The sequence below is a fragment of the Aquabacterium sp. T101 genome (assembly GCF_057219775.1).
Map to the genome: position 1 here is coordinate 235,486 of NZ_JBXVVZ010000003.1, position 21,753 is coordinate 257,238.

Sequence of the window (21,753 nt, forward strand, 5' to 3'; positions counted from 1 at the left end):
TGGGACCTCGGGCGCCTACTCGGTTAGCATGTTCTGGTAGGCCGCCGCGGCCTGCGCCTCGTACTTGATGTACCAGTCGAGGTTGATCGGCAACTGCTTGGCCGCGTTGTCCGGGTGCGAGGGCAGGCGCTTGGCGTAGGCGGCGTCGATGGTGCCGAGTTCGTAGGCCTTCTTGTTGGTGGGCCCGTAGGTGATGTACTTGGTGAACTCCGCTTGGTACGAAGGCTTGCTGATCTCGGCCAGGAACTTCATGGCCAGATCCTTGTTCGGCGCGCCCTTGGGCACGGCGAAGCAGTCGTAGTCGAGCAAGCCCTGGTTGAAGGTGTAGGCCACCTTGCCACCGTCCTTGGCGACGACGTCGAAGCGGCCGTTCCAGCCGGTGATCATGTCGACTTCGCCGTCCTTCATCAGCTGCGCGTGCTGCGCACCGGACGACCACCACACCGCGATGTGCGGCTTGAGTTCCTTGATCTTCTTGATGGCTCGCTCGATCCCGCCCGGCGCCGACAGCACCTCGTAGACCTTGTTCGCGGGCACGCCGTCGGCCATTAGCGCGGGCTCCAGCGCGCCGGCCACGCCCTTGCGGTACGAGCGCTTGCCGGGAAACTTCTTCACGTCCCAGAAGTCGGCCCAGCTCTGCGGGCCCTTGTCGCCGTAGGTCTTGGTGTTCCAGGCCAGCACGGTGGAGAACACGTCGCCGCCGACGCAGTACTCGGTGGCCAAGCCGGGTGCGAAGCTGCTGATGTCGATCACCTTGTAGTCGAGCTTCTCGAGAATGCCTTCTGCGCCCGCACGCGCCGCGCTGCCCGAGCCGCTGGCCACGATGTCCCAGGTGACCGCGCCGGCCTTCACCTTCAGCCTGAGGTCGGCAATGCCGGTGTACGTCTCCTCCTTGACCTTGATGTTCATCGCCTTGGCTGCAGGCTGGAAGAGCGCCTTGCTCTGGCCGTCCTGATAGGCGCCACCAAAGGACACCACCGTGAGCTCCTGGGCGCTGGCGGCGCCGGAGAAGGCGGTGGCTGCGGCGGCGAGCGCGACGGCGCTCAGCAACTGGCGGGACGATGGCGCGTTGAGCATGTTCGTGTCTCCAGATGAATGGCAGCGTCAGTCTGGTCAAGTGATGGCATCGGCAACAGGGCCATTCTGAACTCTGCGGCAGTCCGCTTTGTCGGGCCGTGGGTCGGTGGCCCGCCGCCTGGGCGCTACAGACGGGCAGCGACGCTCTTGAGCTTGCAGTAGCCGCGCAGCGCCTCGAGGCCCTTCTCACGCCCGAAGCCGGAACTGCGGTTGCCGCCGAAAGGCACCTCGATGCCGCCGGCGAAGTACTCGTTGATGTAGACCTGTCCGGCGTCGATGTCGCGCGCGAGCCGGTGCGCCGCCGAGAAGTCGCGCGTGAATACGCCGGCCACCAGCGCGTAGCGCGTACCGTTGGCCAGCACGACAGCCTCTTCGACCGTGTCGAACACCTGTACCGAAAGCACCGGGCCGAAGATCTCCTCCTGCACGCACTCGTCGTCGGGCGTCAGGGCGTCCAGGATTGTGGGCTCGTGGAACCAGCCACCGTCGATGTCGGTACCGCGACCTCGATGGCCGCCGCAGCGCGGTGCGATGCCACGCTCCCGAGCGCGCTGGACAAAGCCTTGCACGCGCTGCAGCTGCGCCAGCGAGTTCAACGGCCCCATGCCGCGGTCATGCAGGCCATGTGCCAGCGGCAGGGCTGCCGCCCGCGCGGCCAGGCGCTCGACGAGGGGCTCGTGGATCCCGCGCGCGACCAGCAGGCGCGAGCCGGCCGAGCAGATCTGCCCTGCGTTCTCAAAGATGGCGCCCATGGCGTTGTCCACCGCCGCGTCGAGATCGGCGTCTGCCAACACCACCAGCGGCGACTTGCCGCCGAGTTCGAGCACCAGGCGCGTGACATGCTCGGCAGCGGCCCGCATCACCGCCTGGCCGGTGGCGACCGAGCCGGTGAAGGTGATGTGATCGACGCCGGCGTGGGCCACCAAGGGAGCGCCGGCGCCTGCGCCGGTGCCGGTGACCACGTTGCATGCTCCGGCCGGCAGGCCGACCTCGCTCAGCAGTTCGGCCAGAAGCAGCGCGGTCAGCGGCGTCTGCTCTGCGGGCTTCAGCACCACTGTGCAACCCGCGGCCAATGCCGGCGCGAGGCCGCGCGCTGCGGTCGAGATCGGGTAGTTCCAAGGAACGATCTGCGCGGCCACGCCGACCGGCTCTTGAACCGTGTACGCAAGGTGCCCGGGCCCGAGCGGGATCGTGTCTCCCTGCAGCTTGTCGCAGGCTCCCGCGTAGTACTCGAAGCAGCGAGCCGCACCGAGCACGTCGCCCATCGCTTCGGACAGGCGCTTGCCCGAGTCGAGTGTCTCGACCACGGCAAGCCGTTCGGCGTCGGCTCGGATCCTTTCGGCCACGCGCTGCAGCACGCGGCCGCGATCAGCAGGCCGGCTGCGACTCCACGTGTCGAAGGCGCGGCGGGCGGCGCGCACAGCGCGGTCCACGTCCTCGGCGTCGCCGGCTGCCACCTCGGCGAAGTCGCGGCCACGTCCAGGGTCCTGCACCGCAAGCCGCGCACCAGCGGCGGACGGCGTCCAGCGGCCGTCGATGAAGTGCTGCGAAGGCAGGTCGGGCAGCGAGCCGCTCGCCAGAGCCCGTTCGGCCAACGCTCGCAGCGACCGCGAGGTTTCGCTCACGAGTACTCGCTGACCTCGCGCTGCGCGCGCGCGAGCCAGGCAGGATCGATCTCGACGCCCCATCCTGGCGCGTCGGGGACCGTGACGTGGCCGCCGCGCACTGCGTAGGGAGATTCGACGAACAAACCCTCCTGCCAGGGGTAGTAGTCGGGGCCTTCGATGGAGAGCTCCAGATAGGGGCCCGCATTCGGTATGGCGGCCAGCAGGTGCATCGTGAACAGCGTGACCAGGGAAAGGTTGGCGCTGTGCGGCGTGCAGGGCAGGCCCGCGGCGTGCGCCATCTGCGCCACTCGCAGCGTGCGTGCGATGCCGCCGACATAGCAGACGTCGGGCTGCACTACGTCGACCGCGCGCATCTCGATCATGTGTCGCCAGAGCGGTAGGTAGTTGTCCTGCTCGCCGCCTGTGACGTCCAGCGCCAGTGCCTCTCGCACCTGACGCGTCTGCTCGAGTTCCCAATAGGGACAGGGTTCCTCGAAGTGGCAGACACCGTGGTCCTGCAGCATGAGCCCCACCTCGATGGCCCGTGCCGGCGAGTAGCAACTGTTGCCGTCCACCAGAAGGGTCGCGTCGGGCCCGAGCGCGCGTCGCACCGCGGGCACGATGGCCTCGGTACGGCCGGGCCACTCGTCGCGGTCGTGCCCGCACTCGGCGCCAACGCGGAACTTGAAGGCGTCGAAGCCGAAGCGCTCGCGAAGCTCCACGAAGCGCGCCGCCTCGGCCTCGGGGGTGATGTCCCGCTTCATCGACGAAGCATAGGCGCGCAGCCGCTTCGGCGCGCCGCCCAGCAGTGCGCATACCGGCTTGCCTTCGAGTCGACCGCGCAGATCCCACAGCGCGGTGTCCAGGCCACCGATCGCGCGGTACAGGTGCGAGCCTGGAAACTTGTGCTCGCGATCGCAGACCCGGTCTGCCAGGGCGCCGATGTCCAGCGGGCTTTCGCCCAGAACCCAGGGTGCCACCTGGCGATGCAGCACCAGTGCGCTGATGTCGGAGTGGTAGGTCGAGACCTGACCCCAGCCGAAGGCGCCGTCGTCAGTCGTGACCCGCACGAAACCGACATCATGGGTGCAGAAGGATTCGATGCGCTGGATCTTCATCGTGCGCTTGAAGAGGGGATGGCGAATCTTGCGGCGAGGCCATTCCGGTGCGACAGGTCCATTCTGAAACTTCCGTGATACCGTTTCCGGCACAAACTGGTCGGAGGTTGCAAGCGGATGGTCAAGCGTGCGGGCGGTGCATTGCTGCTGTCCATCGCCATCGACCCGCGCTCGTCGCGTTCGGTGAGTTCGCAGCTGCATGGCGCGCTGCGCGAGTTGATCCTGTCGGGCAGCGTGGCGGTGGGCGAGCGTCTGCCGGCCAGCCGCACCCTCGCGCAGGAGCTCGGCGTGTCGCGCACCACGGTCATCGAGGCCTTCGACCGCCTGACTGCCGAGGGCCTGGTGGAGGCGCGCGTGGGTGCCGGCGCTTTCGTCAGCCGCGCCCTCGAGACCGAACGTCCGCGCGCGCCACCGCGCAGTGCTGGCCAGGCGCCAAAGACCGCGCCGCCGGAGTTGTCGCGCACGATGACGCAGGCGGTGCATCGCTTCGCCGACCGCCCGCGCCTGCCGGCGACCGCACGAGCGTTCACGACGGCGCTGCCGGCCTTCGAGGCGTTTCCCATGGCGCAGTGGGCGCGCCTGTCGGCTCAGCAGTGGCGTTGCCCTCGCACCGACGTGATGGGCTATGGGGAGCCCGGCGGCCACCCGCCGTTGCGCCAGGCGATCGCGCTGCATCTTCGCGCCAATCGCGGAATCGCTTGCGATGCCGCACAGATCTTCATTGTCGGTGGGGCCCAGCATGCATTCCAGCTGATCGGCGCGATGCTGCTGAACCCTGGCGACAAGGTCTGGTTCGAGAACCCGGGCGCGATCGGCGCGCGCAACAGCCTCATTGCCGCCGGAGCGGAGCTGGTGCCGGTGCCGCTGGACGATCAGGGCCTGCTCGTGTCCGAAGGCCTGCGCCTGGCGCCTCGATTCCGACTGGCCTTCGTGACGCCGTCCCACCAGCAGCCCTTGGGCATGGTGCTGAGCCTGCAACGCCGCTTTGAACTGCTGCAGGCAGCGGCGCTTGCGGGCGCCTGGATCATCGAGGACGACTACGACGGCGAATTCTCGTTCGGCGGGCCACCGCTGCCCACGCTCAAGAGCGTCGACGACACGGGCCTCGTGATCCACGTCGGCACGTTCAGCAAGTCGCTGTTTCCGTCGCTGCGCCTGGGCTATCTGCTGGCCCCGCCGGCACTGGTGGAACCGCTGAACGCGATCATGAGCCGCGTGCTGCATGGCGTACCCACGCACACGCAGGCGGTCGTGGCGGACTTCATCGGCGAGGGCCATTTCGCGGCCCACGTCCGGCGCATGCGTCGGCTCTATGCCGAGCGCCACGAGGTCCTGTGCCGCTCGGTGCGTGCGCAACTCGGCGGCGTGCTGGAGATCGTGCCCAGTTCTAGCGGGCTGCACACGGTGGGCTGGCTGCGAGGTGGGCATGACGAGGCCAAGGTGGTCGAGGCCGCGGCGCAGCGTCAGGTCACCGTCTCGCCGCTGGCGCGCTACGTGATCGCACCGCGCCCCGACGATCTGGCGCCGGGGCTGGTGCTCGGCTTCGGCGGCGTGGATCCGGCACAGATCGAGCGTGGTGTGGGCGTGCTGGCCGAGGTGCTCGACTCGTTGCGTCCGGTGTTGCCGAGTCACCGACGGGCCTGACGGCGCGCGGCGACCGTCCCGTGGGGCAGGGACAATGCGCGCATGGCCCTGCTGACCCTGCTCGATGCCCACCTCGCCTACGGCCACGTGCCGCTGCTCGACGGCGCCGCGTTTTCGCTCGAAGCCGGCGAGCGCGTCGCGCTGATCGGCCGCAACGGCGCGGGCAAGTCCTCGCTGCTGAAGATCCTGGCCGGGCTGGAGCGCCCCGACGATGGCGGCCTGCAGGTGCAGCAGGGCACGACGCGCTTCTACGTGCCGCAGGAGCCGACGTTCGATGCGGCGGCCACCGTGTTCGACGTGGTCGGGCAGGGCGTGGCGCAGGCGCGCGAGCTGCGCCTGCGCTACGAGCGCCACGCGCCGGGCGAGGACCTCGACGCGCTGCAGACGCAGCTCGAGGCACTGGGCGGCTGGACCTGGGAGCAGCGCGTGCAGGAGACGCTGGAGCGCCTGCACCTGGACGCGTCGGCGACCGTGGGCCCGCTGTCGGGCGGCACGCGCAAGCGCGTTTCGCTGGCGCAGGCGCTGGTCGCGCGGCCGGACGTGCTGCTGCTGGACGAGCCCACCAACCACCTCGACCTCGACGCCATCGCCTGGCTGCAGGAGCTGGTGCGCGACTGGCGCGGCGCGCTGGTGTTCATCTCGCACGACCGCGCCTTCATCGACGCGGTGGCCTCGCGCATCGTCGAGCTCGACCGCGGCGTGCTGCGCAGCTACCCCGGCCACTACACCGCCTACGAGGCCGCCAAGGCGCGCGAGCTGGAGGCCGAGGCGCTGGCCAGCGCGCGCGCCGACAAGCTGCTGGCGCAGGAGGAGGTGTGGGTGCGCAAGGGCGTGGAGGCGCGCCGCACCCGCAGCGTCGGCCGCGTGGCGCGGCTGGAGCGGCTGCGCGCCGAGCGCGCGGCGCGGCGCGAGCGCGTCGGCCAGGTGCGCCTGGAGCTCGACGCCGGCGTGCCCAGCGGCAAGATCGTGGCCGAACTGAAGGACGTGTCGATGCGCTTCGGCGAGCGCGTGCTGGTGGACCGCTTCAGCGCCACCTTCCTGCGCGGCGACAAGGTCGGCCTGGTCGGCCCCAATGGCGCGGGCAAGACGACGCTGCTGCGGCTGGTGCTGGGCGAGCTGGCGCCCACCTCGGGCAGCGTGCGCCGCGGCAGCAACCTGCAGGTGGCCTACTTCGACCAGATGCGCGACGCGCTCGACCTGGACGCGACGCTGGCCGACACCATCAGCCCCGGCAGCGAGTGGATCGAGATCGGCGGCGCGCGCAAGCACGTGATGAGCTACCTGGGCGACTTCCTGTTCGCGCCCGAGCGCGCCAACTCGCCTGTGCGCACGCTGTCCGGCGGCGAGCGCAACCGGCTGCTGCTGGCGCGACTGTTCGCGCTGCCGGCCAACGTGATCGTGCTCGACGAGCCCACCAACGACCTCGACATCGAGACGCTCGAGCTGCTGGAGTCGCTGCTGGCCGACTACGCCGGCACTGCCTTCATCGTCAGCCACGACCGGCGCTTCGTCGACAACGTGGTCACCAGCGTGGTGGCCTGGGAGGGCGACCCGGCCTTCGGCGGCCGGCCCGGCCTGTGGCGCGAGTACGAGGGCGGCATCACCGACTGGCTGCAGCAGCGCGAGCGCGCGCGGGTGGCGCCCGTGTCGCCGGCCCCTGCGCCGGCCCCTGCCCCGGCCCCCGCGGCGGCGCCGGCAGCGGCGCGCACCAAGCTCAGCTACAAGGAGCAGCGCGAGCTCGACGCGCTGCCCGCGCGCATCGAGGCGCTGGAAGCCGAGCAGGGCGAAATCGCCACGCGCACCGCCGACCCGGCCCTGTTCGCGCGCGACCCGCAGCAGGCGGCTGCGCTGCTCGAGCGCTCGGCCCGCATCGAGGACGAGCTGATGGCCGCTCTGGAGCGCTGGGAAGCGCTCGAGGCCCTGCGCACCCCCCGCGCGCCGGGGTAGGCGGCGGGCCGCCGGCCCGTCGGTGTGTGTCGGCGCCGACAAGGGCGCGACATGCCCGCTTCACCGGCGCGTCCTGCAATGCGGGCCCTGCACCACGGAGGAGCCCGACCCATGCACCCTATCACCCGCCGCCGACTGCTCGGCATGCCCCTGGCCCTGGCCGCTGCCGGCGGCGTCGCGTCGCTGACCGCCTGCGGCGGCGGCGACGACGATGGCAGCTCCGGCAGCGCGCGCGTGCGCCTGCTCAACCTGATGAGCGACGTCGCCTCGCTCGACCTGTGGGTCGACGACGCGCGCTGGTTCGCCTCGGCCGTCAACGATGTGATCAGCGACTACGCCACCGTGGCGGTCGACACCTACGACCTGGAGCTGCGCAGTGCCGGTTCGTCGACCACGCTGCTCACCGACGAGCAGGGCTTCGCCGACGACCTCCACTACACCCTGCTGGTGTGGGGCCGCGCCGGCGCGCCGCGGGTGTGGAAGCTCGAGGAAAACCAGGACAGCGACGACATCGACGACGGCAAGGGCGCGCTGCGCGTGTTCGGCGCCACGGAGGACATCGGCCTGCTCGACGTGTACCTCACCGCCGAGGGCACCGACCTGGCCGACGCCACGCCGCTGCATTCGGGCACCGGTGAAGGCAACGCCACCGGCTACGCGCAGCTGAGCGCGGGCACCTACCGCCTGCGAGTCACCGGCAACGGCGATGTCGACGACCTGCGCCTGGACCTGTCGGGCATCGAGGTGGCGGAGGCTGTGTACGTCACGCTGGTTCTCGCGGCCGGCGGCGGCGGCACGCTGGTCCACGCCAGCCTGCTGGCGCAGCAGGGCGCGCTGCGCACCCGGCGCAACGCCAAGGCGCGGCTGCGCTTCGTGGCCGGCGTGGCCGGGCGGCCGTCGCTCGGCGCGAGCTGGGGCGGCAGCACGATCGCGGGCGCGCTGACCGCGCCGATCGTGGGCCCCTACGCGCTGGTGGACGCCGGCACGCAGGCGCTCGAGCTGCGGGTCAATGGCAGCGTCGCGCTGACCGAGACGCGCGTGCTGACCGCGGGGGCCGACTACACGCTGGTCGCGCTCGGCACGGTGGCCGCGCCCGCGCTGGCCTGGATCGCCGACGACAACCGACTGCCGTCCAACAGCGCGCGCGCCAAGGTGCGGCTGGTGCACGGCGACGCCACGCAGGGCTCGCTGACCTTGTCGGTGGACTATGCCGTGGCCGCCAGCGACGTGGCCGCAGGCAGCGCGAGCGGCTTCGCCGCGCTGACGGCCAACGACAGCGCGCGGCTGGACGTCAGCTCGGCGTCGTCGAGCGACGCCGTCTACAGCGCCACCGACGTCAACCTGCAGGCGCTGGGCGTGTACACGCTGTTCGTGCTCGGCGGCCAGGCCACGCCCACGGGCGTGCTGCGCAAGGACCGCTGAGGCGCACGGCGGCTAAAGCCGCGTGTTGCCGAACCAGCTCTCGTTGCTGGCCACCGGGTGCGTGCGGCTGACGATCAGGCCGCCCTGCAGGTACAGCGCATTGAGCAGGCGCATCGCGCGGGCGCGGTTCAGGCCCGGCCATTCGGCCATCTCGCGCAGGTTGGCGCTTTCGCGGTGCAGGCGGTTCACGGCGGCCTGCACCACGCCCGTGAGGATCACGTCGCGCAGGTTGGTGCCCAGCGCCACGCGGTAGGCGGCCGGGCCGGCGATCTCGGGCAGCAGCTGCTCGCGCGAGCCGCGCATCGCCAGCTCCCAGGTGACGGGGCCGAGCGGCTGGTACAGGTGCGGCTCGCCCACCAGCGCCTCCTCCGGGTCGCCCGGTGCGCGCAGCACCGCGGGCTCGACGCGCAGCACCGACATCTCGGACAGGCGCATCGACAGGAACTCGTGCATCGGGAACGGGCAGTGCACCAGGCGCTCGATCGGGAACACGGTCAGCGGCAGCACGCGCTGGTCGCACTGCAGGTAGATCGCCAGCGGCCGCGAATGGCGCACGCAGGCGGCGATCACCTCGAGCAGCTCGGTGCGGCGGCCGTCCTGCTCGAAGCGCAGCAGGTCCTGCAGCAGCGACGGGTTCAGCGACGACAGCCGCGTCAGCGACTCGTCGCCGCTCTCGCGGCGCAGTTCCTCCAGGTAGCGCTCGAACGCACTCACCCGCATCAGTTCGGGTTCGCCCAGAGGCAGGGTGGATTCGAAGGTCACGCAGGAAGCCGCAAGCGGGGGTGGCCCGATGTTACGCCCTGATACGCATCGGCACAGCCCCTGCATCGGTGGGGGGCGCGGGGAGCGCTCCGGCGACGAGGCGCTCGCGTGCGTCGCGCAGCGCACGCCACAGGCGCGCCTCCTGCGCGGCCGCGAAGTTCACCCGCATCAGCGTGGTCGGCCGCGGCCGGGCCTGGAACAGGCTGCCCGGCGCCATCAGCCAGCCTTCGTCGTGCAGCAGCGCGGCCAGGCGGTCGGTGTCCACGCCGCACTCGACCCAGCCGAACAGCCCCTGCGGCGGCGCCGCGAAGGAGAAGCCCGCGTCGTGCGCCAACCGCGTCGTGCGCGACCGCGCCGCCGCCAGGCGCAGGATCACGCGTTCGGCATGGCGGCGCAGCACGCCCTGCTCCAGCGTGATGGCCAGTGCGCGCTCGGCCAGGCCCGGCGCGGCCAGCGACGTGAGCAGCTTGCGCCGGATGGCGCGCTCGGCCAGTGCGGGCGACGCCGCAAGGAAGCCCACGCGCCAGCCCGGCGCGAGGATCTTCGCGAAGCCGCTCACGTAGACCGTGCGCTGCAACTGGTCCAGCGCCGCCAGCCGCGGCGCCTGCGGACTGGCCAGCCACGCATAGGTGTCGTCCTCGACGATGGTCAGGTCGTGCGCCTCGGCCAGCTTGAGCACCTCGTGCGCGGCGGCCAGGGTGATCGAGCCGCCGGTCGGGTTGTGCAGCACCGACACCGTGACGTAGGCGCGCGGCTTGTCGGCGCCGCGCAGCGTTTCCAGCGCGTGCCGCATCGCGGCGCGGTCGGGCCCGTCGGCGGCGCGCGGCACGGGCACGCACTTCACGCCCATCTGCGCCAGGCGCGCGAACTCCACCGGCCAGCCCGGCTCGTCCACCAGCACGCTGTCGCCGGGCGACAGCAGCAGGTGCGACACCAGGTCCAGCGCCGCGGTGGCGCCCACGGTGGTCACCACCTGCGACGCGTCGGCCGCGATGCCGAGCGCTCCCAGGCGGTGCGACAGCGCGGTGCGCAGCCGCGCGTCGCCGGCCGGGTCCCCGTAGCGCAGGCTCTGCGGGTCGCGTGCGTCCTCGGCCATGGCGCGGCGCATCGCGCCGTGCAGCAGCGACAGGTCGAGCCAGTCCGCGGGCAGGGTGCCGATGCCGGGCGAGGGCGCGCGCTCGCCGTGCGAGCGGTCATGCTCGAACATGCTGCGCACAAGGGCCGCGGCGTCCAGCGGCGGGTCGCGCCGCGCCGGCGCCGCCTGGCGCGGCGTGGCCGGCGCGTCGCCGCCGCGCACGAAGAAGCCGCGCTGCGCACGCGCCTCCACCAGGCCCTGCGCCTGCAGCTGGTCGTAGGCGGCCACCACGGTGGACGGGGCCAGCCCGTGGCGCCGCGCCGCCTCGCGCACCGACGGCAGCCGCGTGCCGGCCGCTAGCGTGCCGCCCTGGATGCGCGCGCCGAACCACTGCGCCAGCTGGCCGGCCAGCGGCACGAGGGCGCCGCGTTCGAGCGCGGGCAGGGCGGCGTCGGTCTGTGTCGTCATCGGTGCCAGTACAGGGCGTGTCAGTTGGGGGCAAAGTGTACTGCCCGTGTACTGGTGGCCGCGCCTAGACTGGCGCCATGCCCGCTGCCGAACTTGCCGCCCTGCTGGCCTACGCCACCGCGATGGCGTTCACGCCGGGGCCCAACACCACGCTGTCTACCGCGATGGCCGCCAACCATGGCCTGCGCCATGCGATGCGCTTCGTGCTGGCGGTGCCGTTCGGCTGGTGCCTGCTGCTGCTGGCCTGCGCCGCGGGGCTCGGCACGCTGGTCACCACGGTGCCGGCGCTGGCGGCCGCCGTCCGCACCATCGGTGCGGCCTACATGCTGTGGCTGGCCTGGCGCCTCGCGCAGCGCGTCGTGCCCGGCCGCGCCGGGCCGGCCCACGGCTCGCTCGACGTCGGCTTCGCGCGCGGCGTGGCGCTGCAGTTCGTCAATGCCAAGGCCTGGCTCAACGCGCTGACCATCGCCGCCACCTGGATTGCGGTGGAAGGCCAGGTGGCCACGCGCATGGCCTGGGTGCTGCCGATCGCAGCGGCCTACGGCTTTGCCAGCAACTTCACCTATGCGCTGGTGGGCGCGGCGCTGCGCCGCTGGCTCGCGCACGGCGACCGCCTGCTGTGGTTCAACCGCACGATGGCCGCGGTGCTCGCCGCCACCGCGGTGTGGATGCTCGTGCCATGACGACGACCGCGACCCCGGCCGGCGAGGCGCAGCGCCGCGCGCGCGGCTATGCCTTCGGCCTGCTCGGCGTGGCGATCTTCGCGCTCACCCTGCCGATGACGCGCCTGGCGGTGGGCGACGCGGCGGCGCCGCAGCTTCCGCCGGCCTTCGTCACCGCCGGCCGCGCCGCGGTCGCGGGCCTGCTGTCGATCGCCTACCTGCGCTGGGTCGGCGCGGCGTGGCCGCCGCGGCGCCTGTGGGGCGCGCTGGCGCTGTGCGCGATCGGCACGGTGCTGGGCTTTCCGTTGTTCCTGGCGCTGGCGCTGCGCCACGTGGATGCGATGCATGCGGCCGTGGTCACCGGCGTGCTGCCGCTGGGCACCGCGGTGGCCGCGGCGCTGCTGATGCGCCAGCGCGCGTCGGCCGCGTTCTGGGCCTGTGCGGTGGGCGGCTGCGCGCTGGTGGTGGCGTTCGCCGCGCTGCAGGGTGGGGGCCGGCTCGCGCCCGCCGATGGCCTGCTGCTGGCGGCCGTGGCCAGCGCCTCCATCGGCTACGTGTACGGCGCGCGCGTCACGGCCGCGATGCCGGCCGAGCACGCGATCTGCTGGGTGCTGGTGATGTCGCTGCCGTTCACGCTGCCCGCGGCCGCGCTCACCTGGCCCGCGGACACCGCCGGCGTGCGGGCCACGGCCTGGATGGGCTTCGGCTATGTCACGCTGTTCTCGATGTGGCTCGGCTTCTTCGCCTGGTACCGCGGCCTCGTGCTCGGCGGGCTGATGCGCGTCAGCCAGGTGCAGCTGCTGCAACCCTTCCTGGCCCTGCTGGCGTCGGTGCCGCTGCTGGGCGAGACCCTCGACGCCACGACCGTGGCCTTCACCCTGGCCGTGGCCGCGGTGGTGTTCGCCGGCAAGCGCGTGCCGGTGCGCGCCACGGCCTGAGCCTGCCGACCTTCACGACCACCGCACCGTACGGCCGAACACCGGAGACACCGATGACCGCTTCCAGCCCCTTCAAGCTCGCGCGCCGCGCCGAGCGCATGAACCCGTCGATCATCCGCGAGATCCTCAAGGTGACCGAGCGGCCCGGCATCATCTCGCTGGCCGGTGGGCTGCCCTCGGCCGACACGTTCCCGGTGCAGGCGATGCGCGAGGCCGCGGCGCGCGTGTTCGCCGACGCGCCGCGCGAGGCGCTGCAGTACGCCGCCAGCGAGGGCTTCGCGCCGCTGCGCGACTGGGTGGCCGCGCACCTGAAGCAGCAGCTCGGCATGGACATCGCGCCGACCCAGGTGCTGCTGACCACGGGCTCGCAGCAGGGCCTGGACCTCGCCGCCAAGGTGCTGGTGGACCAGGGCGAGCGCGTGCTGGTGGAAACGCCCACCTACCTCGGCGCGCTGCAGGCCTTCACGCCCTACGAGCCGGTGATCGAGGGCGTGGCGTCCGACCACGAGGGCCCGCAGCCGCAGGCGCTGATGCGCGCCGCGCGCGGGGCGCGCTTCGCCTACCTGCTGCCCAACTTCCAGAACCCGACCGGGCACGTGTACAGCGAGGCCCGGCGCGAGGCGATCGTCGAGGTGGCGCGCGAGCAGAGGCTGGCACTGGTGGAGGACAACCCCTACGGCGACCTCTGGTACGACGCGCCGCCACCGCGACCGCTGGCCGCGCGCTGGCCCGAGGGCGTGCTGTACCTGGGCTCGTTCTCCAAGGTGCTCGCACCCGGGCTGCGCCTGGGCTACGTGGTGGCGCCGCCGGCGCTGTACCCGAAGCTGCTGCAGGCCAAGCAGGCGGCGGACCTGCACACGTCGATCCTGAACCAGCGCATCGTGCACGAGGTGCTGCGCACCGGCATGCTCGACGCGCACGTGCCGGCGATCCGCGCCCGCTACCAGGTGCAGCGCGACGCGATGCAGGCCGCGCTGGAGAAGCACATGACGGGCCTGGCCACCTGGGTTCGGCCCAGCGGCGGCATGTTCTTCTGGCTCGAGCTGCACGAGGGCCTCGACGCGATGGCGCTGCTGCCGCAGGCGGTGGAAGCCGGCATGGCCTACGTGCCGGGCGCGGCCTTCTATGCGCAGGCGCCGCGCGCGAACACGCTGCGGCTGTCGTTCGTGACCGCGTCGCCGGCGCAGATCGCGCAGGGCGTGGAGATGCTCGCGCGCGTGCTGGAGGCGGCCCGATGAGCGCCGTCGCGCAGCGCCCGCGGCGCTTCGCGCAGGTGGACGTGTTCACCGACCGGCCCACGCGCGGCAATGCGCTGGCGGTGGTGGTCGACGGCGACGGCCTGGACGACGCCACGATGGCGGCGTTCGCGCGCTGGACCCAGCTGTCGGAGACGACCTTCCTGCTGCCGCCGACGGATCCGCAGGCCGACTACCGGGTGCGCATCTTCACGCCCACGGTGGAGCTGCCGTTTGCCGGCCATCCCACGCTCGGCAGCTGCCATGCGTGGCTGGCCGCGGGCGGCACGCCGCGCGACCCCGGCACGGTGGTGCAGCAGTGCGGCGTCGGCCTCGTGCGCATCCGGCGCGAAGGCCATGGCATCGGCCAGCGCCTGGCCTTCGCCGCGCCGCCGCGGCGCCGCAGCGGGCCGCTCGAGCCCGACCTGCTGGCGCGCGTGGTGCGCTTCCTCGGCATCGACGCGGCCGACGTGGTGGCGCACCAGCACTGCGACAACGGCCCGGGCTGGAAGGCCGTGATGCTGAAGTCCGCCGCGCAGGTGCTGGCGTTGCGCCCGCGCCTGGGCAGCGAGGCCGAGCTGGAGGTGGGCGTGGTGGCGCCGAACGACGCCGGCAAGGTGGGCGTGGTGGGGTCGCAGCCGGCCGGCCACGACGCCGACTTCGAGGTGCGGGCGTTCTTCCCCGCGCCCGGCGGCACCCTGGCCGAGGACCCGGTGACCGGCAGCCTGAACGCGGCGCTGGCCCAGTGGCTGATCGAGACCGGCCGCGCGCCTGCGCGCTACGTCGCCGCGCAAGGCACGGCGCTGGGCCGCGCCGGCCGCGTGTTCGTCGAGCACGACGGCACCGACACCTGGATCGGCGGCCAGGTCGCCCCGTGCATCCAGGGCACGGTCAGCCTGTGAGCGGTGCCCTCGCGATCGACCACCTGGTGGTGGCCGTGGCGAACCTCGACGAGGGCGCGCGCTGGTGCGCGGCGGTGCTGGGCGAGACCCCCGGGCCGGGCGGTCGCCACGCCGCGATGAGCACGCACAACCGCCTGCTGCACGTGGGCACCGGGGCCTGGCCCGACGCCTACCTGGAGTTCATCGCGGTGGACCCGCAGGCGCCGCCCCCGGGCCGTGCGCGCTGGTTCGGTCTGGACACGCTGGACCTGTCCGGCGGGCCGCGCCTGGTGCACTGGGTGGCCCGCACGCCGGCGCTCGACGCCACGCTGGCCGACTGGCGCTTGCGCGGCGTGGACGCCGGGCAGGCGCTCGACCTGTGGCGCGACACGCCGACCGGGCGCCTGGCGTGGCGGCTTTCGGTGCGCGACGACGGGCAGCCGGCAGCCGGCGGTGCCTGGCCGACGCCGATCGAGTGGGCCAGCGAGCACCCGGCGCGCCGCATGCCGGCCAGCCCCGTCGCGCTGCGCTCGCTGGTGCTGCGCGGCGTGCCGCGCGACGCGTTGGCGGCACCGGGCGTGACGATCGCCGATGATGCGGGGCCGGCGCTGCAGGCGGTGTTCGACACGCCGCGCGGCCCGGTCACCCTGCCCAGTGCCTGACGAGGACGCGATGACCGACGAACTGTTCCGCGAGGACGCCACGCTCGACCACTGCGAGGCGCGCGTGCTGGCGCACGCCGAGGGCGGTGTGGTGCTGGACCGCACCGTGTTCTACCCGCTGGGCGGCGGCCAGGCCGGCGACACCGGCGTGCTGCGCGGCCCGGACGGGTTGGAGGTGGCGGTGGTGGACACGCGCAAGAGCAAGGAGCATCCGGGCGCGGTGCTGCATGTGCTGGCGCCCGATGCGGCGGCGCCGGCCGTGGGCAGCGTGGTGCAGGCCCGCATCGACACGGCGCGCCGCCTGGCGCACCGGCGCTTCCACACCGCCACGCACCTGCTGTGCGCGCTGGTGCCGCATCCGGTGGACGGCTGCTCGATCACCGCCGGCTACGCCCGGCTGGACTTCCACATGAGCGAGCCGCTCGACAAGGACGCACTCACCGCCGGCATCGCCCGACTGGTGCAGGAGGCGCATCCGGTGCGCCACCGCTGGATCAGCGAGGCCGAGCTGGACGCGAACCCCGGCCTCGTGCGCAGCATGAGCGTGCAGCCGCCGCGCGGCCTGGGCCGCGTGCGCGTGCTGGAGATCGAGGGCGTGGACCTGCAGCCCTGCGGCGGCACGCACGTGGGTAACACCCGGGAAGTGGGCGACGTGGTGGTGACGAAGATCGAGAAGAAGAGCGCGATGACGCGCCGCGTGGTGCTGGGCTTCGCCGGCGCCGGCTGAGCGGCACCAACGAAAAGGCCCGCCGAAGCGGGCCCGGGCAAGCTCAGGAGCGCAGGCTCACTGGTTGCGGTAGTTGTCGTGGCAGGCCTTGCAGGTCTTGGCGGTTTCGCCGAAGGCGGCCTTGAGGTTGTCCAGGTTGTTGGTCTTGGCGGCGGCGGCCAGCTTGGCAGCCTCATCCTGCATGCTCTTCATGCCGGCGTCAAAGTCGGCGCGCTTGGACCAGATGTCGGCCTTGGCCGAGCCCTTGGCGGTGCCGGCGGTGCCTTCGACGAAGCCGGCGGCATGCAGGCGCGACAGGGTGGCGACGACGTCGGCGTTGGCAGAGGCCACGGCGCCGTCGAACGGGGCACGGCCGTTGGCCATGGCGCCGATGCGGCCGAAGTGGTTGGCCATCACGAACATCGTGCTCTGCCGATACTTGACGGCGTCCTCGGGCTTCTGGAACTGGGCGGCCGCAGGCAGGGACACCGCGGCGGCGGCAACGGCGAGGGCGGCAAGGATCGGACGATTCATTCGCAAGGCTCCTGGTTGGGGGGTAAGGGCAGCGGGATGCTATCCGCCTGAGTCGCTTACGCGCCAGACCGTCCTGCAATTCCGAGTGTTCGGGTTACCCCCAATCCGCCTGCCGGTCCGGCACCGCGCCAGCGATCGATTGGCGCTATGGTTATGCACCCCGACCCCCCGCGCCACCGACGATGACGACGACCGAGCCGCCACAAGCCCCTTCCGCAGCCGAAGCGCCTGTCGCGCCGGTGGCGCCCGTCGCTCCCGAGCCCACCGGGGCGCTGCGCTCCGTGCGGGTGTGGGACCTGCCCACCCGCCTGTTCCACTGGGTGCTGGCGCTGGCGGTCGTCGGGTCGGTGGTCACCGCCAAGATCGGCGGCAATGCCACCGTCTGGCACTTCCGGCTCGGCTACCTCGTGCTGGGCCTGCTGCTGTTCCGCCTGGTCTGGGGTGTGGTGGGCGGGCACTGGTCGCGCTTTGCCACCTTCGTGCGCGGGCCGGGCACGGTGCTGCGCTACCTGCGCGGCCAGGCGCGGCCGGGTGAGCATCTGGACGTGGGTCACAACCCGCTCGGCGCCGGCTCGGTGATCGCGCTGCTGACCATCCTGTGCGTGCAGGTGGGCACCGGGCTGATCGCCGACGACGAGATCGCCAGCGTCGGCCCGCTCAACCGCTTCGTCGACACGGCCACGGGCCTGGCCGCGACCGGCTGGCACAAGACCGGTGGCCAGTGGATCATCATCGGCCTGGTGGTGCTGCACATCGCGGCCATCGTGTTCTACAAGCTCAAGGGCAAGGACCTGATCGGGCCGATGGTCCGCGGCGACAAGCAGCTGGCCGGGGACGCGCCGGCGTCGGCCGACGACGCGCGCACCCGCGTCAAGGCCGCGGTGATCGTCGCGGTGGTGGCCGCCGCGGTGGCCTACGTGGTGCGGCTCGGGGGCTGACGGCCTTGAGCCCCCGGCCCGAGGTCCGCGTCGTCTCCGCCTGCGACGACGCCGCCGCGCTGGCGGCCGTGCGCACGCTGTTCCGCGAGTACGCCGCGCAGCTCGGCGTGGACCTGTGCTTCCAGAACTTCGACGCCGAGCTGGCCCAGCTGCCCGGCGAGTACGCGCCGCCGCGCGGCGCGCTGCTGCTGGCCCTGGTGGACGGCCAGCCCGCCGGCTGCGGCGCGCTGCGGCCGCTGGCCGACGTGGACTATCCCAACGCCTGCGAGATGAAGCGCCTGTTCGTGCGCCCGGATTTCCGGCGCTTCGGCATCGGCCGGGCGCTGACGCAGGCCCTGCTCGACCACGGCCTGCAGGCCGGCTACTCCAACCTGCTTCTGGACACGCTGGACGACATGGAGGCCGCGCGCGGCCTGTACGCGAGCCTGGGCTTCGAGGAGATCCCGCCGTACTACTTCAACCCGATCCCCGGCGCGCACTACCTGCGCGTCGAGCTGGGCTAGCCGGGCCGGAAAGAACAAAGGGTGGCCGAAGCCACCCTTTCGATCGCCAGGCGCGTGCGCCTTAGGCGGCGTTGAGCCACATCGCGGTGTCGAACGCGCTGCTCATCAGCGGCATGTTCATGCCGAAGCTCGAATTCGCCGCGGCCGCGGCGGCCGCCTTCGAAGGCTTGGCCTTGCTGCCGGTGCCGGTTGCTTCGCTGCTCGTGGGGGCCACTTCCGTCGCCCGCTCCCATGACCCGATTTCCTGGGAGCGGGCTACCGAAAAGAATAGAAGCACCTGAATGGCACTTTCCGCTCGGCCCAGAAGTCCGCCGCGTCGCGGAACACGTCGAGCAGCTGCTCGCGCGTCTCGCGGTCGAAGCGCGGGTTGTCCGGCAGCTGTTCCAGCACCACGACGAAGCCGGGCTGCTGGCCCGCGCGGTGCACGAGGTCGGTCATGCAGTCGTACAGGGCGTCGAGGTTCTTGCCGAAATGCGCCGGAAAGGTGAAGGCTTCGGCGATGCCCTCGAGCACCTCCTGCTTCGACTGCGCATTGGCCACGTTCGCGTACAGGAAGTGCTGCCCGGCCTGCTCGGCCGCGCTCATCAGGTCCGCCACCGTGTAGGCGCGGATCGACTGCACGATGTTCGGACGGACGGTCTGCAACTGCATGGTCACGTTCCTCCAAGGTTTAGAAAAAGAACCCAACGATTCATGGCGGTCCCTCATGGAGCGACCGGCACGATGCGCCGGAAGCTCGCGTAGTGGTCCGCCGTGTAGTAGCAGGCATCGGGCGCCGTGGGCTTGTCGCCGCCGCAGACGATGCGGCGGGCGCCCCGGTCGCGCGACCCCGGCGTGCGCACGGTGTATTCGCGGTAGTAGCCGCGCGGGTGGCGCGGCAGCAGGCGCTCCCGGTTGCCGAAGACGGTGCCGTCCTTGGCGTACGGAAACGGGCCGCCGGAACGGATCAGCTGCTCGGTCTGGCGGGCTTCGACCGGCAGGTCGGCCAGCGCCACGGTGCCCACCGTGCCCGTCCGGGCGGAAACGGCCCCGGCCAGGACCACCGCTCCGAAGAGGGCAAGTGCTGACTTTCTGACGGCACTTGCAATGGAAAGGCGGCGGGCGCAGGACACGGGATAACCCTTGAAAACCAATCCCGCATGGTACCGGAGCGGCCGAAAAATCTCAAGCCGCCTGCCCAAAAATGGAGCATGTCTCCTAGGCTAATTGTGTGCGCACACTTGCATCGCGTGCGCCTTCCAATCAGCGTGCCGCGTTCGCGTCGGCCACCGTCAACGCGGTCATGTTGACGATGCGCCGGACTGTTGCCGACGGCGTCAGCACGTGCACCGGCATCGCCGCACCCAGCAACACGGGGCCGATGGCGATGCCGCCGCCAGCCGCGGTCTTGAGCAGGTTGTAGGAGATGTTGGCGGCGTCGATGTTGGGCAGCACCAGCAGGTTGGCGTCGCCGGCCAGGGTGGTGTTGGGCATCAGCGCCGACCGGGCCTCGCCGTCCAGTGCCACGTCGCCGTGCATCTCGCCGTCCACCTCGAGCCAGGGGGCCTGGGTCCGCAGCAACTGCAGCGCCTTGCGCATCTTGATCGCGCTGGGATGGTCGGACGAGCCGAAGTTCGAATGCGACAGCAGCGCGGCCTTGGGCTCGACGCCGAAGCGGCGCATCTCCTCGGCGGCCATCACGGTGATCTCGGCCAGTTCCTCGGCGCTCGGGTCGGCGTTGACATGGGTGTCCACCAGGAACACCTGCCGGCCCGGCAGCATCAGGCCGTTCATGCAGGCGTAGACCTGCACGTCCTGCGGCGTGCTCGGGCTGCCGCCGGGGCGCTTGCCGATCACCTGGTCGATGTACTGCAGGTGGGCATGGGTCGTGCCCCAGGTGCCGCACAGCAGGCCGTCGACCTCGCCCTTCTTCAGCAGCATCGCGCCGATCAGCGTCAGGCGGCGCCGCATCTCGATCTTGGCGATCGGCGCGGTGACGCCACGGCGCTCGGTCATGCGGTGGTAGGTCTGCCAGAAATCGCGGTAACGGTGGTCGTTTTCGACGTTGACCACGTCGTAGTCCGCACCCTCCTTCAGGCGCAGGCCGAAGCGCTCCACGCGCTGCGCGATCACCGCGGGGCGGCCGATCAGCGTCGGGCGCGCGATGTTCTCGTCCACCACCACCTGGGCCGCGCGCAGGATGCGCTCCTCCTCGCCCTCGGCAAAGGCCACGCGCTTGTTCTTCGCGCGCTTGGCCATCGTGAAGATGGGCTTCATCGTGTTGCCCGACGCGTAGACGAAGCCCTGCAGCTTCTCGCGGTAGGCGTCGAAGTCGGTCACCGGCCGCTGCGCCACGCCGGACTCGGCCGCCGCCTTGGCCACGGCCGGCGCGATCTTGATCATCAGGCGCGGATCGAACGGCTTGGGGATCAGGTACTCGGGGCCGAAGGACAGGTTGGCACCGGCGTAGGCCGCCGCCACCACCTCGCTCTGCTCGGCGCGGGCCAGCTCGGCGATCGCATGCACCGCGGCGATCTCCATCGCGTCGGTGATCGTCGTGGCGCCGGAGTCGAGCGCGCCGCGGAAAATGTACGGGAAGCACAGGACGTTGTTGACCTGGTTCGGGTAGTCGGTTCGGCCGGTGGCCATGATCGCGTCGTCGCGCACCGCCTTCACTTCCTCGGGCAGGATCTCGGGCACCGGGTTGGCCAGCGCGAAGATGATCGGCCGCGCCGCCATCGCCTTGACCATCGCCGGCTTGAGCACGCCCGCCGCGGACAGCCCCAGGAACACGTCGGCCCCCTCGATCACCTCGGCCAGCGTGCGCGCCTTGGTGGGCTGCGCGAACTCGGCCTTGTCCGGGTCCATCAGCTCGGTGCGGCCCTCGTAGACCACGCCGGCGAGGTCCGTCACCCAGATGTTCTCGCGCGGCACGCCCAGCTTGACCAGCAGGCCCAGGCAGGCCAGGGCCGCGGCGCCGGCGCCCGACGTCACCAGCTTGACCTTCTTCAGGTCCTTGCCGGCCACGGCCAGGCCGTTGATGAGCGCCGCGCCGACCACGATGGCCGTGCCGTGCTGGTCGTCGTGGAACACGGGGATCTTCATCCGCTCGCGCAGCTTGCGCTCCACGTAGAAGCAGTCCGGCGCCTTGATGTCCTCGAGGTTGATGCCGCCGAAGGTGGGCTCCAGCGCGGCGATCACGTCCACCAGCTTCTCGAGGTTCTTCTCGTTGACCTCGATGTCGAACACGTCGATGCCGGCGAACTTCTTGAACAGGACGCCCTTGCCTTCCATCACCGGCTTGGCCGCCAGCGGGCCGATGTCGCCCAGGCCCAGCACCGCCGTGCCGTTGGTCACCACGGCCACCAGGTTGCCGCGCGACGTGTAGCGGAACGCGTTGGCCGGGTCGGCCGCGATCTCTTCGCAGGCCGCGGCCACGCCGGGCGAGTACGCCAGGGCCAGGTCGCGCTGGTTCGACAGCGGCTTGGTGGCGGCGATAGCCACCTTGCCGGGCGTCGGGAACTCGTGGTACTCGAGCGCGCTGCGGCGCAGTTCGGCGCGTTTTTCTTCGTAGCTGGACATGGCGTCAGGGCAG

The 21,753-nt window shown here is 71.7% G+C and carries 21 protein-coding genes; 12 read left to right on the forward strand and 9 right to left on the reverse strand.

The genetic code is table 11. From position 1 onward, the window contains the following. Nucleotides 1–15 precede the first annotated feature (15 nt). The 3 genes from AC2EAQ_RS10955 to AC2EAQ_RS10965 form a co-directional block, all read right to left on the reverse strand. Nucleotides 16–1,077 (reverse strand): ABC transporter substrate-binding protein, encoded by a 1,062-nt coding sequence (locus tag AC2EAQ_RS10955; RefSeq protein WP_484643414.1) that lies wholly within the window; start codon nucleotides 1,075–1,077, stop codon nucleotides 16–18. Between the two features lie 125 nt (nucleotides 1,078–1,202). Continuing rightward, nucleotides 1,203–2,702: an aldehyde dehydrogenase family protein gene (locus tag AC2EAQ_RS10960; protein WP_484643417.1), complete on the reverse strand. Its 1,500-nt coding sequence runs from the start codon at nucleotides 2,700–2,702 to the stop codon at nucleotides 1,203–1,205. After that, entirely contained in the window at nucleotides 2,699–3,802 is a 1,104-nt protein-coding gene (locus tag AC2EAQ_RS10965; RefSeq protein ID WP_484643419.1) for a mandelate racemase/muconate lactonizing enzyme family protein, read from the reverse strand. Before AC2EAQ_RS10965 ends, AC2EAQ_RS10960 begins: the two co-directional genes overlap by 4 nt. A gap of 117 nt (nucleotides 3,803–3,919) precedes the next feature. On the opposite strand from AC2EAQ_RS10965, the gene pdxR reads away from it, so the two are divergent. The 3 genes from pdxR (at nucleotide 3,920) to AC2EAQ_RS10980 (ending at nucleotide 8,815) form a co-directional block, all read left to right on the forward strand. Then, complete coding sequence (gene pdxR, locus AC2EAQ_RS10970) at nucleotides 3,920–5,446, forward strand: MocR-like pyridoxine biosynthesis transcription factor PdxR (RefSeq protein ID WP_484643422.1); 1,527 nt, start codon at nucleotides 3,920–3,922, stop codon at nucleotides 5,444–5,446. A gap of 42 nt (nucleotides 5,447–5,488) precedes the next feature. Continuing rightward, nucleotides 5,489–7,393: an ATP-binding cassette domain-containing protein gene (locus AC2EAQ_RS10975; RefSeq protein ID WP_484643425.1), complete on the forward strand. Its 1,905-nt coding sequence runs from the start codon at nucleotides 5,489–5,491 to the stop codon at nucleotides 7,391–7,393. 111 nt (nucleotides 7,394–7,504) lie between these two features. Continuing rightward, nucleotides 7,505–8,815, forward strand: a complete 1,311-nt coding sequence (locus AC2EAQ_RS10980; RefSeq protein ID WP_484643428.1) for a DUF4397 domain-containing protein — start codon at nucleotides 7,505–7,507, stop codon at nucleotides 8,813–8,815. A 12-nt stretch (nucleotides 8,816–8,827) separates the two neighbouring features. On the opposite strand, the gene AC2EAQ_RS10985 is transcribed toward AC2EAQ_RS10980, so the two are convergent. Both AC2EAQ_RS10985 and AC2EAQ_RS10990 read right to left on the reverse strand, forming a co-directional pair. After that, nucleotides 8,828–9,577 carry a hypothetical protein gene (locus AC2EAQ_RS10985; RefSeq protein ID WP_484643433.1) on the reverse strand — a complete coding sequence of 250 codons (750 nt, stop codon included), beginning with the start codon at nucleotides 9,575–9,577 and terminating at the stop codon, nucleotides 8,828–8,830. Nucleotides 9,578–9,608: 31 nt separating this feature from the next. Next, complete coding sequence (locus AC2EAQ_RS10990) at nucleotides 9,609–11,120, reverse strand: aminotransferase-like domain-containing protein (RefSeq protein ID WP_484643435.1); 1,512 nt, start codon at nucleotides 11,118–11,120, stop codon at nucleotides 9,609–9,611. A gap of 77 nt (nucleotides 11,121–11,197) precedes the next feature. Between AC2EAQ_RS10990 and AC2EAQ_RS10995 the strand changes: the two genes are divergently transcribed. The 6 genes from AC2EAQ_RS10995 to AC2EAQ_RS11020 are packed head-to-tail and all read left to right on the forward strand — an operon-like array spanning nucleotide 11,198 to nucleotide 16,225. Next, a complete protein-coding gene (locus AC2EAQ_RS10995) occupies nucleotides 11,198–11,803 on the forward strand; it encodes a LysE family translocator (protein ID WP_484643440.1) in 606 nt (201 codons plus the stop codon). Then, a complete protein-coding gene (locus tag AC2EAQ_RS11000; protein WP_484643442.1) occupies nucleotides 11,800–12,720 on the forward strand; it encodes a DMT family transporter in 921 nt (306 codons plus the stop codon). The genes AC2EAQ_RS10995 and AC2EAQ_RS11000 overlap by 4 nt, the downstream gene beginning before the upstream one ends. A gap of 53 nt (nucleotides 12,721–12,773) precedes the next feature. Further along, a complete protein-coding gene (locus AC2EAQ_RS11005; protein ID WP_484643445.1) occupies nucleotides 12,774–13,958 on the forward strand; it encodes an aminotransferase-like domain-containing protein in 1,185 nt (394 codons plus the stop codon). After that, entirely contained in the window at nucleotides 13,955–14,857 is a 903-nt protein-coding gene (locus AC2EAQ_RS11010) for a PhzF family protein (RefSeq protein ID WP_484643447.1), read from the forward strand. The genes AC2EAQ_RS11005 and AC2EAQ_RS11010 overlap by 4 nt, the downstream gene beginning before the upstream one ends. Further along, nucleotides 14,854–15,498, forward strand: coding sequence for a VOC family protein (locus AC2EAQ_RS11015; RefSeq protein WP_484643449.1), 645 nt, complete (start codon nucleotides 14,854–14,856; stop codon nucleotides 15,496–15,498). Before AC2EAQ_RS11010 ends, AC2EAQ_RS11015 begins: the two co-directional genes overlap by 4 nt. 10 nt (nucleotides 15,499–15,508) lie before the next feature. Next, nucleotides 15,509–16,225 carry an alanyl-tRNA editing protein gene (locus AC2EAQ_RS11020; RefSeq protein ID WP_484643451.1) on the forward strand — a complete coding sequence of 239 codons (717 nt, stop codon included), beginning with the start codon at nucleotides 15,509–15,511 and terminating at the stop codon, nucleotides 16,223–16,225. A 57-nt stretch (nucleotides 16,226–16,282) separates the two neighbouring features. Here AC2EAQ_RS11020 and AC2EAQ_RS11025 read toward each other — a convergent pair whose 3' ends face one another. Beyond that, entirely contained in the window at nucleotides 16,283–16,738 is a 456-nt protein-coding gene (locus AC2EAQ_RS11025) for a c-type cytochrome (RefSeq protein ID WP_484643453.1), read from the reverse strand. Nucleotides 16,739–16,977: 239 nt separating this feature from the next. Between AC2EAQ_RS11025 and AC2EAQ_RS11030 the strand changes: the two genes are divergently transcribed. The 3 genes from AC2EAQ_RS11030 (at nucleotide 16,978) to AC2EAQ_RS11040 (ending at nucleotide 18,460) form a co-directional block, all read left to right on the forward strand. Continuing rightward, a complete protein-coding gene (locus tag AC2EAQ_RS11030; RefSeq protein ID WP_484643456.1) occupies nucleotides 16,978–17,676 on the forward strand; it encodes a cytochrome b/b6 domain-containing protein in 699 nt (232 codons plus the stop codon). Nucleotides 17,677–17,681: 5 nt separating this feature from the next. Continuing rightward, a complete protein-coding gene (locus AC2EAQ_RS11035) occupies nucleotides 17,682–18,179 on the forward strand; it encodes a GNAT family N-acetyltransferase (protein WP_484643461.1) in 498 nt (165 codons plus the stop codon). A 71-nt stretch (nucleotides 18,180–18,250) separates the two neighbouring features. Continuing rightward, nucleotides 18,251–18,460 carry a hypothetical protein gene (locus AC2EAQ_RS11040; protein WP_484643465.1) on the forward strand — a complete coding sequence of 70 codons (210 nt, stop codon included), beginning with the start codon at nucleotides 18,251–18,253 and terminating at the stop codon, nucleotides 18,458–18,460. On the opposite strand, the gene AC2EAQ_RS11045 is transcribed toward AC2EAQ_RS11040, so the two are convergent. From AC2EAQ_RS11045 to AC2EAQ_RS11055, 3 genes are all read right to left on the reverse strand, one after another. After that, nucleotides 18,435–18,830 (reverse strand): barstar family protein, encoded by a 396-nt coding sequence (locus tag AC2EAQ_RS11045; RefSeq protein WP_484643468.1) that lies wholly within the window; start codon nucleotides 18,828–18,830, stop codon nucleotides 18,435–18,437. The two genes, AC2EAQ_RS11040 and AC2EAQ_RS11045, sit on opposite strands and share 26 nt — an antisense overlap. Before the next feature lie 53 nt (nucleotides 18,831–18,883). Then, on the reverse strand, nucleotides 18,884–19,222 hold the full coding sequence (locus AC2EAQ_RS11050) for a guanyl-specific ribonuclease (protein ID WP_484643472.1): 339 nt from the start codon (nucleotides 19,220–19,222) through the stop codon (nucleotides 18,884–18,886). Nucleotides 19,223–19,421: 199 nt separating this feature from the next. Further along, nucleotides 19,422–21,740, reverse strand: a complete 2,319-nt coding sequence (locus tag AC2EAQ_RS11055) for an NADP-dependent malic enzyme (protein ID WP_484643476.1) — start codon at nucleotides 21,738–21,740, stop codon at nucleotides 19,422–19,424. Nucleotides 21,741–21,753 lie beyond the last annotated feature (13 nt).